A 13,977-nucleotide genomic window follows, 5' to 3' on the forward strand; every position below is an offset into this window, starting at 1 on the left:
GTTATTCCTCACACCTTAGGCGCGGCATTCAAGCCGAAATCAGTCGGAAAATATTTTAACGCGCTTAACACAGGGAATGGTGTCATCCCCCCCATGGCGCACAGCGAGCCATTGATCATGGTGTCGCATAAATCTTTGAGTAATTCGACATTGGCCGCACGGTTTTCACCTTGACGAATCCGCTCGATTACTTCGACGCCGCGTACTGAACCAATTCGACACGGGGTACATTTACCACAGGATTCCTCGACACAAAACTCCATCGCAAACTGCGCCATCTGCGCCATATTTACGCTGTCATCGAAAGCCACTACGCCGCCGTGCCCAATCATAAACTCCTCTTTGGCAAAGGCTTCATAATCGAGTGGCAAATGGAACTGTTCAGCAGGCACATACGCACCCAAAGGTCCGCCCACTTGCACGGTACGAATCGGTTTACCCGATCTGCTGCCGCCGCCGAAGTCGTTTAATAGTGCCTGCAAGCTCAAGCCAAAGGCTTTTTCCACTAAACCGCCGTGTTTAATATTACCTGCTAATTGGAAGGCTAAGGTGCCGCGTGAACGCCCCATACCGTAATTAGCATAAAACGCTGCACCTTTAGCCAAAATCACTGGCACGCTCGCCAAGGTGATTACATTATTCACCACCGTGGGCTTGCCGAATAAACCTTGAATCGCCGGAAGTGGCGGTTTGGCTCGCACTTGCCCGCGCTTACCTTCTAAACTTTCCAGCAAGGAAGTCTCTTCACCGCAGATATACGCACCTGCACCGAGGCGTACTTCTAACTCAAAGGCTTTGCCGGAATTAAGAATATTCGCACCTAAAAAGCCTGCTGCTTTGGCATTGGCAATGGCAGTTTTGAGTGTGGTGAACGCACGCGGATATTCGGAGCGCAAGTAGATATAGCCTTGGGTCGCACCCACTGCGACGCCAGCAATAATCATCCCTTCGATTAAACAGAAGGGATCGCCTTCCATCAACATGCGGTCAGAGAAAGTACCCGAATCGCCTTCGTCGGCATTACAAACAATATACTTCTGCTCGCCTTGCGCTGTTAAAACGGTTTGCCACTTAATGCCAGCGGGAAAAGCCGCCCCACCACGTCCACGCAAGCCAGATACGGTAACGGCTGAAACAATATCAGCTTGGGTCAGTGTTAAAGCATTACGCAAACCAGCCCAACCGCCATGCGCTGCATAATCAGACACTGAAAGCGGATCAATCACACCCACACGCGCAAAAGTCAGGCGCTCTTGCTGCTTTAAGAATGGGATTTCCTCAGTTAAGCCAAGCTTTAAGGGATGATCCCCCGCTTCTAGGAATTGTGCTTCAAATAAACTGGCGACATCACTCATACGCACGGGGCCATAAGCTACGCGACCTTGCGCAGTTTCAACTTCCACCATCGGTTCCAGCCAAAAGAGGCCGCGTGAGCCATTGCGCACCAACTCTATTGCTAAGCCTTGCGCTTGAGCTTGTTGGCTAATCGCAGTGGCGACTTTATCCGCGCCAATCGACACCGCCGTTGTGTCACACGGCACATAAATCTTATAACTCATGCGACACCTCCTTGACGCAATTCAGCAATCAACGCATCCAAGTGCGCAGCATCCATCCGCCCTTGCACTTCATCACCCACACGCACTGCAGGCGAACAAGCACAATTGCCTAAGCAATACACTGGCTCCAAACTAATCGCGCCATCGGTAGTGGTTTGGTGGTAATCAATGCCTAAAGCGGCTTTGGCATGAGCTTCTAAATCGCGGCTACCCATTGACTGACAGGATTCGGCGCGACAGATTTGCAAGGTATGTTTGCCGGGTGGCGTAGTGCGAAAATGATGATAAAAACTAATCACGCCATGTACTTCGGCACGGGAGAGATTCAGGCTTTTGGCAATAAGTGGCGTGGCCTCAGCAGGCACATAACCGAGTTGATTTTGAATCGCATGTAATATGGGTAATAAAGCGCCCGCTTGATCGCGGTGAGCTTGAATAAGCGCTTCTAAGGTGGTGTTCATATGAGCATCCTGATTATTTTACAACCGAGGTCGCAACCAAGCGCATTTTGTTAGTGTGCTTCTCCTCATCCTCTCAGCATAAGGCAAGTAGTTTGTTTGAGAAAGCAGAAAATTCAGAAGAACTGTTCGGATTTGGTGAATGAGCTAGTGGCTATCGGTTACTACTTCAAGCCACTGAAAATAGCACTACACTAAAATGATAATTTTGTTCATCGAGGCTAGCCCAACATGCTAGACATTCCACAACTGCGCAAAAAAAGACAGCTTAATGTGCAAGAGCAAAACGCATTACGAAAGCACTCAATTTTAAATACTGCTCTAGCCTTCCAAGCCAACAAAGAACCTTGGATAAATACGGCATTAAAACTACATCAGTTAAACCCAGACGAGGGGATTCTAGTTGAATCATCCTCAGTAATTTGTGGTACTGGCATCGAAATAGCTTAGGATAACTGATTCACCGCTATTCGTGAGCTTTCAAAGACAATAACCTAACCCACTTTCAGGTATTTTGTTTCAGTCACTTGCCGACCAAATGAGATGACTATGCACCCTAATTAAAAATTAACTGAATTAAGCTAAATCTTGGTTAATAGTGCGAATGACAGCTAGAGGATCCTTTGCTTGAGTAATAGGTCTACCCACTACCACATAATCTATCTTCAACTTCCTTGCAGTTAGCGGTGTGACAACTCGACTTTGATCGTCCTGCTGACTACCCACTGGGCGAACCCCTGGAGTCACTAATAAAAACTCTGAACCACAAACCTGTTTTAGGATTTCCGCTTCTTGAGCCGAACATACCACGCCATCTAAACCACATTGTTTAGTTAAAACTGCTAGATGACTGACTTGCTCAACCGGCGATTGGGTAATATTGATCTTTTCTAACTGTACTTTGTCCATTGAAGTTAGCACGGTTACAGCAATCAATTTCGGTGGCTGTTGAAAACCTACTAAAGCCTCACGAGCTGCCAGCATCATTTTATCGCCACCCGCAGCATGCACATTGATCATCCAAACCCCAAGATTAGCCGCAGACTTGCAAGCAGCAGCCACTGTATTAGGAATATCGTGAAATTTTAAATCCAGAAAGACATCAAAGCCTTGTGCTACGAGTTGGCGCACAAAATCCGGACCGGCTGCTACAAATAATTCAAAGCCCACTTTTAATTTACAATCTTGCGGAGATAACTGTTTGACTAACTGGAGTGCTGGCTCAGCAGCAGGAAAATCTAAAGCAATAATTAAGCGAGTTGTCACAGTAGGTTCCTAATTTGAGAAGTTAGACTTTATTGACTCTGTACCGAGTCCCAATGATGACAGGCTGGGCAACGCCAAACATACTCATGCAATTTATAACCACAATTAGCACACTGAAACCGTGGTAATGTGTTCGCTAAACGCCCCAAAGCTAAACTGAGTTCGTTTAAGGTAGTCTTAGTATCAGACTCCTTACTTAAATAACGTGCCGCACAAGTGAGGGTTTGTAAATTTCCCAACTCATGCTGTAAATGCTGATGCAACACAGGCACCAAACTACCACCCTGCCCTATTTCCTGCTCAATAGCTGCTAAAGCAGGCAACATTTTAGCATCTGGGTTGCGACGATACTCAGTGCTTACTACCTCATATAACTGTTGTAATTCAGTAGGTTGAGTGAATACACTCAATAAGCGCTTAACTAATGAACTCAATAAATGCTGATCATAGACTAAGGCTTGGCGAAAGTATTTTAAAGCCACTGCTCGCTCACCACGCGCTAAAGCTAATTCAGCTAATAAGGTTTGCACCCGAGCCGATTGCGGATAAATACTTAAAGCTTTTTTTAGTTTTTCATCTGCTTGGAATAATTGATTTTTAGCTAATAACTCTTCTACTTGCTCACACAGATAATGAGTCATTAAATGCGTACGTTCAGTTTTATCAGTGACTGAACATTCGGTTAAAGTAAATGCTTTTTCCCACTCATGGAGCTGCTCATAAATTCGCCTAAGCGGAATACAAGCTGTGGTATTTTTTGGATAGCTTTTAATTAACTCATTAAAAACACCTTCGGCGCGATCTAATAAACCAGCTGAAAAAAAATCCTCACCTAAAGCTAGCATTGCTAACTGGCGTTGAGTATTCGTTAAATCTGGACGTGCCACTAAATGCTGATGCAAACGTAGAGCACGATTTACCTCGCCACGATTACGAAACATTTTTCCTAAAGCTAGAAAAGTTTCTGCCGCTTGAGCATCTAAACTAGGAGCTTCTAGAAAAACATCTAAAGCTTTATCTGGTTCTTCATTTAATAGAAAGTTAATACCTTGAACAAAACGGGTAGAGACTTCAGTAGCTCCCGTTTGGCTAGAACGATTTTTTTTATGCGCAGTACGCCAGCCGGAATAGAAGGCTAAAGGCAGTAAAAGAAATAAAATCTCTAGCATATTAAATAAGGAAGGAGGCTAAAAAGCCTCCTAGGGAGTAAAGAAAAGTAGGAATGACAAAAAAGAAAAAATCAGTCTTGAATAGCATAATGCTGCCGTGAACTATTAACGCGCTCACGCAATTCTTTACCTGGTTTAAAATGCGGTACAAACTTAGGTGGTAAACTCACTTGGTCACCTGTTTTTGGATTACGCCCTTTCCGTGCAGTCCGATGATGCAGCGAAAAACTACCAAAGCCGCGAATTTCAATACGCCCACCTGATGATAAAGTCTCACTCATCGATTCTAATAATAACTTAATCGACAGTTCAACATCTTTACTACTCAGATGACTTTGTTTACGGGTTAGAATATCAATGATTTCAGACTTGGTCATCCGTTACGCTCCTGAAGCTTATTTATCTGAATTTGAGTTTTATAATTCTAGCGGGGAATGCAGGTAATTGCACTGGTATTAAAACCAAATTTACAATTACCTAACATCAGGAATAAAGGCCATCCTTGGCCAAACTGATTTTATTCCATTTTAAGGAGCAAAAAGATTAATTATTATTAATCACTCATTTGCTCTTTAAAGATATCACCTAATGAAGTGGAAGCAGAACCCTTAGTGTATTCCTTCATGGTACGAGCTTCTTCTTCATTCTCTTTTGCTTTAATTGACAGGTTAATCGCGCGAGTCTTGCGATCGACACCCATAAATTTAGCTTCGATTTCATCGCCTTCGTTTAATAAGGTACGCGCATCTTCTACACGATCACGTGATAACTCAGAAGCACGTAAAATACCTTCGATGCCTTCGCCTAAATCAATGCGTGCTGACTTAGCAGTGACTTCAACAACCTTACCTTTCACGAAGCTACCTTTGGCATGAGCAGCAACAAAATTAGAGAATGGATCTTGTTCCATTTGTTTGATGCCCAGAGAAATACGCTCACGCTCTGGATCAACAGCAAGAACAACCGCCTCTACTTCATCACCTTTCTTATAGCTACGTACTGCTTCTTCGCCTGGAGCATTCCAAGAAATATCAGACAGATGCACTAAACCATCAATACCACCATCTAAACCGATGAAGATACCAAAATCAGTGATTGACTTGATCTTACCAGATACTTTGTCGCCTTTATTATGTGAAGTCGCAAACTCATCCCAAGGATTGGCTTGGCATTGCTTCATACCTAAAGAAATACGACGACGATCGGCATCAATGTCGAGGATCATGACTTCAACTTCGTCACCCAAAGTTACAACCTTAGCTGGGTTAACGTTCTTGTTCGTCCAATCCATTTCAGAGACGTGCACTAAGCCTTCAACGCCATCTTCAATCTCAACGAAACAGCCATAGTCAGTTAAGTTACTAACTTTACCGAACAGGCGGGTTTCGCGTGGGTAACGACGAACTAAATCTTGCCATGGATCTTCGCCTAATTGTTTCAGACCCAAAGATACGCGGTTTTTGTCTTTGTCGAATTTAAGAACCTTAACTTCAATTTCGTCACCGATATTAACCACTTCAGAAGGATGCTTAACACGCTTCCAAGCCATATCAGTAATGTGTAACAGGCCATCAATACCACCCAAGTCAAGGAAGGCACCGTAGTCCGTGAGGTTTTTAACCACGCCTTTAACCGCTTGACCTTCTTGGAGGTTATCCAATAAGGCTTCACGCTCTGCACTGTACTCTTCTTCAACCACAGCACGGCGAGAAACAACCACATTATTACGTTTCTGATCCAATTTGATCAGTTTGAATTCAAGTTCTTTACCTTCTAAATAGGCAGTGTCACGTACTGGACGCACATCGACTAAAGAACCTGGTAAGAATGCACGGATGTCGCTTAATTCAACCGTGAAGCCACCTTTAACTTTGCCCGTGATGATACCAGTAACGATTTCATCATTTTTGAAGGCTTCGTCAAGGATTTCCCAAGCACGCATGCGACGTGCTTTTTCACGAGATAAACGAGTCTCACCAAAACCATCTTCAACTGTGTCTAAGGCAACTTCAACTAAGTCACCCACTTGAACAGTGATTTCACCACGTTCGTTTTTGAACTGCTCAGCCGGAATTACCCCTTCCGACTTTAGGCCAGCGCTGACAATAATGAAATCAGGGCGTACATCAATAACCGTCGCGTTAACCAAGGAGCCTGGTTTCATCTGGGTGTAAGATAGGCTCTCTTCAAACAGTTCTGCAAAACTTTCAGTCATGAATCAATTTACCTGTAGATTTTAAATGTTCACCATAACATCCTGTTATGATGGGCAAAAATAAAAAGCCCGGACAATCCTTGTCTGGGCCTCTGCATAGTTTTCCAGCGCTTTTTATTGATTCTGCAAAATCAAGTGAAGCACTTGTTCAGGATTTAACTGGCTGCTGTCAATCATCAATGCATCAGCGGCTGGACGCAAGGGTGCTATGGATCGATTACTATCACGTTCATCACGCTCTTTAATCTCTCCGATAAGGGCGGTGATACTAGCATAAATTCCTTGTTCACTCAACTGCTTATGCCGTCTTTCAGCACGAATCTCGGGGCTGGCAGTTAAAAAAACCTTAAGCTTAGCGTCAGGAAAAATCACCGTTCCCATATCCCGTCCATCAGCCACTAAACCCGGTAATTGCCGAAATGCGCGTTGGCGATCCATTAAGGCAATACGTACGGCAGGCAAGGCTGAAATACGTGAAGTTGCGTCAGCAGTTTCAGGAGTACGAATCGCTAAACTGACCTCTTGACCATTGCGCCAAACTTTACCATCGGCAAAATGCATCTCTAAGCTTTGAATCAGCTCAACTAAAGCAGTGGCATCCTCTAAGGGAATACCAGCTTCTAAAGCAGCTTGCGCCGCTACTCGATAAATCGCACCACTGTCTAATAACTGCCAGCCTAGGTGTTGCGCTAGCAATGTTGCAATTGTGCCCTTACCAGAACCTGCTGGGCCATCAATGGTAATGACGGGTGCTTGTTTATTCTCCATCCGTACTAATCTCTAAACCAGCGCGTTGGGCTAATTGCACAAAGCCCGGAAATGAAGTATTCACCGTTGCACAATCATTAATCAGCATAGGGCTACTCGCACGTAAACCAGCAATTGAAAATGACATCGCAATTCGATGATCGTTATGGCTGGTAATTACCCCTCCAGTCAGCTTACCGCCTTGAATGATAATGCCATCTGGTGTGGGCTGAGCATTAATCCCACAAGCGACTAAACCATCTGCCATCACCTGAATACGGTCACTTTCTTTTACCCGCAACTCCTCAGCGCCAGTTAAAACTGTTTCGCCTTCGGCACAAGACGCAGCCACAAAAAGCACCGGAAATTCATCAATCGCTAGCGGCACTAACTCTTCAGGAATACGAATCCCTTTTAATTTAGCTGAGCGCACCCAAACATCCGCAACTGGCTCACCGCCGACTTCACGTGGATTTAACAACTCTAAATTCGCACCCATTAAACGCAAAATATCAATCACACCAGTACGAGTTGGGTTCATACCCACATGCTCAATAATCAAATCTGAGCCTTCTGCAATACTTGCTCCCACCATGAAGAAAGCAGCTGAAGATATATCTGAGGGTACATCAATGGCTGTAGCGGTAAGCTTACCGCCCCCTTGTAAACTAATCTGATTGCCTTCAGTTTTGACCGCATAACCAAACCCACGCAACATGCGCTCAGTATGATCACGGGTAGGTGCTGGCTCAGTAACAGAAGTCTCACCTTCCGCATATAAACCAGCTAATAATAGGGCTGATTTAACTTGTGCACTCGCCATTGGCATTGCATAGTGAATACCTTTGAGCCGACTACCACCGTGTACATTTAAGGGTGGAGTCCCTTGCTCAGTCGCGTCAATGCGCGCGCCCATTTGCGCTAAAGGTACCGTCACACGCTTCATCGGACGCTTTGACAAAGAACTATCCCCTGTCATGCGCACATCAAAGGCTTGACCACTCATAAGCCCAGACATTAAGCGCATGGAAGTCCCTGAATTACCCATATCTAAGTCAGTACTAGGTGCTTTTAAACCATGTAAACCCACGCCGTGAATGGTAACTTTGCCATCTTCAGTCGGCCCATCGATTTGCACGCCCATGTTGCGAAAGGCTTGCAAAGTGCATAAGCAATCTTCCCCTTGTAGGAAACCGCTCACCTGAGTTATGCCCTCTGCTAACGAACCCAACATAATCGAGCGGTGCGAAATGGACTTATCCCCAGGGACGCGAATCCGTCCTGTTAGCTTGCCACTGGGTTGCACAATAAAACGAAGATTTTGATGACTCACTTTAATGTTGTCCTACTGATTTAGGGGGTTCAAAACGAGCTATATAGTTATCGCGGGCTTGTTTGGCTTTAGTCATACGTTGATGCAGTGCATTGCCATTATGCTCACGAATGAGGGTGGCAAACTCAGCCAAATTAGTTTGCAAAGCTTGGATCATATCGAGAATAGCTTGGTCGTTATACAGACAAATATCGCGCCACATCACTGGATCACTGGAGGCAATCCGCGTGAAATCACGGAAACCGCCCGCTGCATAGCGCAAAATATCTTCCTGTTGCGGCATATTGAGCAAAGTATCAACCAAAGAAAAAGCCAATACATGCGGTAAATGGCTAGTAGCTGCTAATACTTGATCATGCATCGCTACTGGCATTTGCTCCACTAATGCTCCGGTTACTTCCCACATCCCTGCAACAGTGGCTAAAGCTTGGCGATTAGTGTGTTCGGTAGGGGTTAGAATCACTCGCCGTCCTTGGTACAGATCAGCCACCGCTGCTTCTACACCACTTTTCTCCCGACCCGCCACTGGGTGACCGGGCACAAACTGTTGGTAGTCAGCGCCCATAATGGCAGTCACTTGATCAACAATCGAACCTTTCGTACTACCCGCATCGGTGAGAATACAGTTGGCAGGTAAAGCTTCTTTAATTTGCTCTAAAACCGCAGGCATCGCGCCCATCGGCACTGCTAGCAGTACTACATCTGCATCTTGCACCGCAATTGTCGCATCCAAGCTAAAACTATCAATCGCGCCGAGATCAACTGCTTTTTGCAATTGCTCCGCATTCCGCCCACAGCCCACAATCTGCTTACAATAGTTCGCTTGGCGTAAGGCTAAACCTAACGAACCACCGATTAGCCCTACCCCAAAAATCACTAATTTATTAATCACGCCGCCAGCACCTTTTTCAATGCCGTGATACAGCGTTGATTCTGCGCCTCAGTACCAATCGTGATGCGTAGATGCTCAGGTAAACCATAACCACCAATGGGGCGCACAATCACACCTTCACGCAATAAGGCATCATAAATAGGTGCAGCCGGACGCTTTAAATGGATAGTAATGAAATTACCAACGGTTGGAATATAATCCCAGTTTTCTGCAGCACAAGCGGCAAACCATTGCTGCAAACCTTTACTATTTACCGCTTTACTTTGCTCTAAAAAGGCATCATCGACTAAAGCAGCCGTCGCGGCCGCTAAGGCTAAGGAATTGACATTAAAGGGCTGGCGCACGCGATTTAAAATATCCGCAATTTCTGGGCTAGAGGCAGCATAGCCCACACGCAAACCGGCTAAACCATAAATTTTTGAGAAAGTGCGGGTGACAATTAGATTAGGGAATTGTGCTAACCATGCTAAAGCATTCGGAAACTCAGGATCTTCAACATATTCCGTATAGGCTTCATCAATAACTACAATTACTTGCTGAGGTACTTGCTGTAGGAAATTGAGCAATTCAGCTTTGCCTAACCAAGTACCTGTTGGGTTATTCGGATTAGCAATAAAAACTAACTGCGTTGTAGCAGAGATTTTCTCTAATAGGTTTTGCAGATTATGCCCATAGGGCATTTCAGCATGCTCAGGTGGATTGGCTTTAGCAATGCGTAATTCCGCACCTGTGGCCTGAGTCACAATCGGATAAACTGCAAAGGCAAACTCTGAACACACAGCTGCTCGACCTTGCGTTAAAAAAGCCCGCGCAATTAACTCCAAAACATCATTCGAGCCATTACCTAAAGTAATTTGCTTCGCGTGTAAACCCAGTTTGTTTGCAAGCGCATCTTTTAGTAAATAACCACTACCATCTGGATACAATTCCAAGGCTTTTAAAGGCTTAGCTAAAGCAGCCAAAGCTTTAGGACTTGCACCTAAAGGATTTTCATTCGAGGCCAATTTCAGAATATCGGTGATACCTAATTCACGCTCTAATTCTTCGATAGGTTTACCGGGCTGATAAGGGGATAAAGCCTGTACACCAGCTAAGGCAAGGCTTTGATAATTAACTGTTGATGGCATGATGCTCGCGCTCTGCATTGATTAGGCCAGCATTCAATCATATTAAAAGCGACTTTGCCAGACTCAAACCGTACTGGCAAAGCGCTTTGGAGGAGGATTTTATTTAAAGACGACCGTTTTATTCCCGTCTAAGAATACGCGATGCTCCACATGCAATTTGACTGCTTTAGACAAGGCTATTGTTTCGGTATCCCGCCCAACTGCAACTAAAGCATCGGGTGAATAAGAATGATCGACTACTTGAACGGCTTGTTCAATGATCGGGCCTTCATCAAGATCAGCCGTCACATAGTGTGCAGTCGCGCCAATCAACTTTACACCGCGCTCATAGGCTTGATGATAAGGTTTCGCACCTTTGAAACCAGGCAAGAAAGAATGGTGAATATTAATCGCACGTCCACGCAGCTGTTTACACAAATTGTCTGAGAGGATTTGCATGTAGCGCGCTAACACCACTAATTCAGTGCCTGTTTCTTCAACAATTTCCATCAGGCGTACTTCTTGTTCGCGTTTATTTTCTTTAGTCACTGGCAAATAAATAAAGCGCAAACCTTCACGTTCTGCCATCGGGCGCAGGTCACGGTGATTCGAGACTACCGCCGTAATCTCCATCGGTAACTCACCCTTATGATGCCGATAGAGCAAATCATCAAAGCAATGGTCAAACTTACTGACCATGAGTAAGACTTTAACCGGGGTATCCGCATTATGAATCGACCAGTCAATCCCGAAGCGCTCAGCCACTGGAATTAAAGCCTCACGAATCTCATCAAGCGTACTAGCACCCACTTGTACTTGAGCATGAGCACGCATGAAAAAACGTCCACTTTCGCGATCGTCAAACTGCGACATCTCATTTAAGTAACAACCTTTTTCAAATAAGACTGAAGTTACTGCCGCGACAATACCACGAGCAGCTACGCAGCTCGCGCGAAGAATAAAAGAAGTCCCGACGGCGTCTGGCTGATTTTTATCAATACTCATGCTCTGATAACTCTGCTGTTGTGCTGTGATTAAACTTAGTTTCATTAATATTGACTGACTAGTCAATCAATATTTGAAGTTTTCCAAACCATAGCAGCAGCCTAGCAAGTTCTTCATCTAGTGCAAACAAAGCTGACAAAATCTCTTTCTTTATCTGCAAGTTTTTTAGCATAAATTTGCGAGAAACTTGCTAGCTAAACACAACAGTCAGTATTTAGGATCGCTTACTGCATTTTTTTGAAATCAATTCCCTCAGCATAAGCTTTCATGTCTTCCGCACTGACTTGCTCGCCTTTCACTGTCACCATGTATTTATTCGCCACCGCAAACTGGTAGTCACCTGCTTTGGACGCTGGATCATAGGTAGAAATTACTTTTTGCCCAGCTATCTTCTCTAATTTTCCGCCAGAAGAGGTAGCAAACATTGGATTACTAAACAAAGTCATTAGCCCTTGCAGCATGGGTGAATCGGTAACGATTTGTACACTGACTGAACTTTTATCTTTGCTATAACGCTTTTCAACCGTAATTCCACCGCCGAACATTGCAGCACCTACCGCAGTTGATTCCGCTTTTTCAGCGGTCCAACCGGACAGCGGTTGAGGCAATAAAGCCTCCAAGCCTTGAGCTTTGGCTTGTTGCATCAGTTGTACGGCATAATTGAGACTTTCTAGGGCTTTAGCGGTATCACCTTTAGCATAGGCGTCACTCGCTTCTTGAATAGAATCTGTCACATCGTCCGCTTGCCCAGAAGTCATAGCAGCCACTAGACTAAAGAAAACCAAGGGTATTAATTGGCGTTTTAACATAGTAAGCTCCTCGCATAGCTTATTGATTATTAATGAACGCTCATGATTTTACTGGTATCTCTAAGCATAGTGTGCCAGTTTCAGACTTGCTTCAACTAATTCCAGACTAAGCTGATTTATGCTATAAGGCCTTACAACTAATCCACATAGATCTTAAGGCTTTGCTGCACTATGTATTTCGATGCCATCCTAACCCGCTCTGCTACTATGCAAGCTCTTTTGTGTGCCGCACGTTTAGTAGCCAGCACCCAAGTCACAGTCTTAATCACAGGGGAATCAGGTACAGGTAAAGAACTCGTGGCTAAAGCCATTCACCACAGCAGCACGCGCAAAACGCAAGCTTTCATTACTGTCAATTGCGCAGCTTTACCTGAAACCCTTGCCGAATCTTTATTATTCGGGCATCGCAAAGGTAGTTTCACGGGTGCTGAGCAAGCACAAATCGGACTGATTGCAGCTGCTGAAGGTGGAACTTTATTTTTAGATGAAATCGGTGAATTACCACTCACCCTACAAGCCAAGTTATTACGCTTTCTCGAATCAGGCGAAATTCTACCTTTGGGTGAATTACGCGCCCGTCAAGTAGATGTACGTGTTTTAGCCGCTACGCATCGCAATCTCGAACAGGAAAGCCGTGCAGGTCAATTTCGCAGTGACCTTTTCTACCGTTTGAATGTGATGCCGCTTGAGCTACTGCCTTTGCGTGAGCGACCTGAAGATATTGAAGTGTTGAGTCAGCATTTTTTAAGTCATTTTGCTGAGCAGCATGGTCTCGCTAAAACCAGTTTAGCGCGGGATGCTTTAAAAACTTTGCAGCGTTATGCTTGGCCGGGCAATGTGCGCGAGTTGAAAAATACCTGTGAACGCTTAAGCATTTTGCTAGCAGGACAAAGAATTACCTCAGCCAATTTACCAACACAAATCCAGCAAACTAAACCCACTAGCTTAAGTGCTTTTGTTTTACCCGCCGACGGTGTGAACCTAGAAGCGCTAGAACGTGACTTGCTCCAACAAGCACTGGATAAAGCTCAACACAACAAAACACAAGCCGCGCGGCTGTTAGGAATTAGCCGCGATGCTTTAAATTATCGCTTGAAGAAATATTGGCTGGCTTGATTACTCATTGTCTTCAAGCACCCGCCCCCCCGTAATTTTTTCACAGGTACCTTTCGGTAAATTGATCCACTCTTCAGGATCCTTATCAACTTTCGCCTTACCGCCACAAGCATGCTCATGTGCACTACAGTCATTCATCCCAGCTTTAACAATCCCTGCACAGCGCTCAGTTTCAGTATCATAAGTCTCTTTATGCGCACTCGCCGCACCTGTGGTCATCAATAAAGCGCTTGTTAGCGCGGCTGCTATCCAATAACGATTGTCTTTCATTGCATTTATCTCTAAAAATTAAAAAAGGCGAT

At 44.8% G+C, this 13,977-nt stretch carries 15 protein-coding genes; 2 read left to right on the top strand and 13 right to left on the bottom strand.

The features are described from left to right. Positions 1–8: 8 nt before the first annotated feature. Both Q0230_RS06865 and Q0230_RS06870 read right to left on the bottom strand, forming a co-directional pair. A complete protein-coding gene (locus Q0230_RS06865) occupies positions 9–1,559 on the bottom strand; it encodes an NADH-quinone oxidoreductase subunit NuoF (protein ID WP_298609115.1) in 1,551 nt (516 codons plus the stop codon). Further along, entirely contained in the window at positions 1,556–2,020 is a 465-nt protein-coding gene (locus Q0230_RS06870) for a formate dehydrogenase subunit gamma (RefSeq protein ID WP_298609117.1), read from the bottom strand. The genes Q0230_RS06865 and Q0230_RS06870 overlap by 4 nt, the downstream gene beginning before the upstream one ends. Positions 2,021–2,248: 228 nt before the next feature. On the opposite strand from Q0230_RS06870, the gene Q0230_RS06875 reads away from it, so the two are divergent. Continuing rightward, the gene (locus Q0230_RS06875) at positions 2,249–2,467 is read left to right on the top strand and encodes a hypothetical protein (RefSeq protein WP_298609120.1); all 219 of its coding nucleotides are present in this window, start codon (positions 2,249–2,251) and stop codon (positions 2,465–2,467) included. A gap of 126 nt (positions 2,468–2,593) precedes the next feature. Here the strand turns inward: Q0230_RS06875 and pyrF are convergent, their stop codons facing one another. The 10 genes from pyrF to Q0230_RS06925 form a co-directional block, all read right to left on the bottom strand. Beyond that, positions 2,594–3,283 (bottom strand): orotidine-5'-phosphate decarboxylase, encoded by a 690-nt coding sequence (gene pyrF / locus Q0230_RS06880; RefSeq protein WP_298609122.1) that lies wholly within the window; start codon positions 3,281–3,283, stop codon positions 2,594–2,596. Positions 3,284–3,312: 29 nt separating this feature from the next. Further along, positions 3,313–4,452 carry a hypothetical protein gene (locus Q0230_RS06885; protein ID WP_298609124.1) on the bottom strand — a complete coding sequence of 380 codons (1,140 nt, stop codon included), beginning with the start codon at positions 4,450–4,452 and terminating at the stop codon, positions 3,313–3,315. A 71-nt stretch (positions 4,453–4,523) separates the two neighbouring features. Beyond that, positions 4,524–4,829 carry an integration host factor subunit beta gene (locus Q0230_RS06890; RefSeq protein WP_298609126.1) on the bottom strand — a complete coding sequence of 102 codons (306 nt, stop codon included), beginning with the start codon at positions 4,827–4,829 and terminating at the stop codon, positions 4,524–4,526. 176 nt (positions 4,830–5,005) lie between these two features. Next, complete coding sequence (gene rpsA, locus Q0230_RS06895; RefSeq protein WP_298609127.1) at positions 5,006–6,667, bottom strand: 30S ribosomal protein S1; 1,662 nt, start codon at positions 6,665–6,667, stop codon at positions 5,006–5,008. 114 nt (positions 6,668–6,781) lie between these two features. Next, positions 6,782–7,435 carry a (d)CMP kinase gene (gene cmk / locus Q0230_RS06900; RefSeq protein WP_298609128.1) on the bottom strand — a complete coding sequence of 218 codons (654 nt, stop codon included), beginning with the start codon at positions 7,433–7,435 and terminating at the stop codon, positions 6,782–6,784. Continuing rightward, positions 7,425–8,747 carry a 3-phosphoshikimate 1-carboxyvinyltransferase gene (aroA, locus tag Q0230_RS06905; RefSeq protein WP_298609129.1) on the bottom strand — a complete coding sequence of 441 codons (1,323 nt, stop codon included), beginning with the start codon at positions 8,745–8,747 and terminating at the stop codon, positions 7,425–7,427. Before aroA ends, cmk begins: the two co-directional genes overlap by 11 nt. A gap of 1 nt (position 8,748) precedes the next feature. Beyond that, complete coding sequence (locus Q0230_RS06910) at positions 8,749–9,639, bottom strand: prephenate dehydrogenase/arogenate dehydrogenase family protein (RefSeq protein WP_298609130.1); 891 nt, start codon at positions 9,637–9,639, stop codon at positions 8,749–8,751. Continuing rightward, positions 9,636–10,766 (bottom strand): histidinol-phosphate transaminase, encoded by a 1,131-nt coding sequence (gene hisC / locus Q0230_RS06915; protein ID WP_298609131.1) that lies wholly within the window; start codon positions 10,764–10,766, stop codon positions 9,636–9,638. The genes Q0230_RS06910 and hisC overlap by 4 nt, the downstream gene beginning before the upstream one ends. A gap of 99 nt (positions 10,767–10,865) precedes the next feature. After that, positions 10,866–11,750: a formyltetrahydrofolate deformylase gene (gene purU / locus Q0230_RS06920; protein ID WP_298609132.1), complete on the bottom strand. Its 885-nt coding sequence runs from the start codon at positions 11,748–11,750 to the stop codon at positions 10,866–10,868. 224 nt (positions 11,751–11,974) lie between these two features. Beyond that, positions 11,975–12,559, bottom strand: coding sequence for a hypothetical protein (locus tag Q0230_RS06925; RefSeq protein WP_298609133.1), 585 nt, complete (start codon positions 12,557–12,559; stop codon positions 11,975–11,977). A gap of 171 nt (positions 12,560–12,730) precedes the next feature. Between Q0230_RS06925 and Q0230_RS06930 the strand changes: the two genes are divergently transcribed. Continuing rightward, the gene (locus Q0230_RS06930; protein WP_298609134.1) at positions 12,731–13,675 is read left to right on the top strand and encodes a sigma-54-dependent Fis family transcriptional regulator; all 945 of its coding nucleotides are present in this window, start codon (positions 12,731–12,733) and stop codon (positions 13,673–13,675) included. Here Q0230_RS06930 and Q0230_RS06935 read toward each other — a convergent pair whose 3' ends face one another. Then, complete coding sequence (locus tag Q0230_RS06935) at positions 13,676–13,945, bottom strand: DUF2282 domain-containing protein (RefSeq protein WP_298609135.1); 270 nt, start codon at positions 13,943–13,945, stop codon at positions 13,676–13,678. Positions 13,946–13,977 lie beyond the last annotated feature (32 nt).

The organism is uncultured Thiothrix sp., from assembly GCF_937876535.1.
Lineage (GTDB): Bacteria > Pseudomonadota > Gammaproteobacteria > Thiotrichales > Thiotrichaceae > Thiolinea.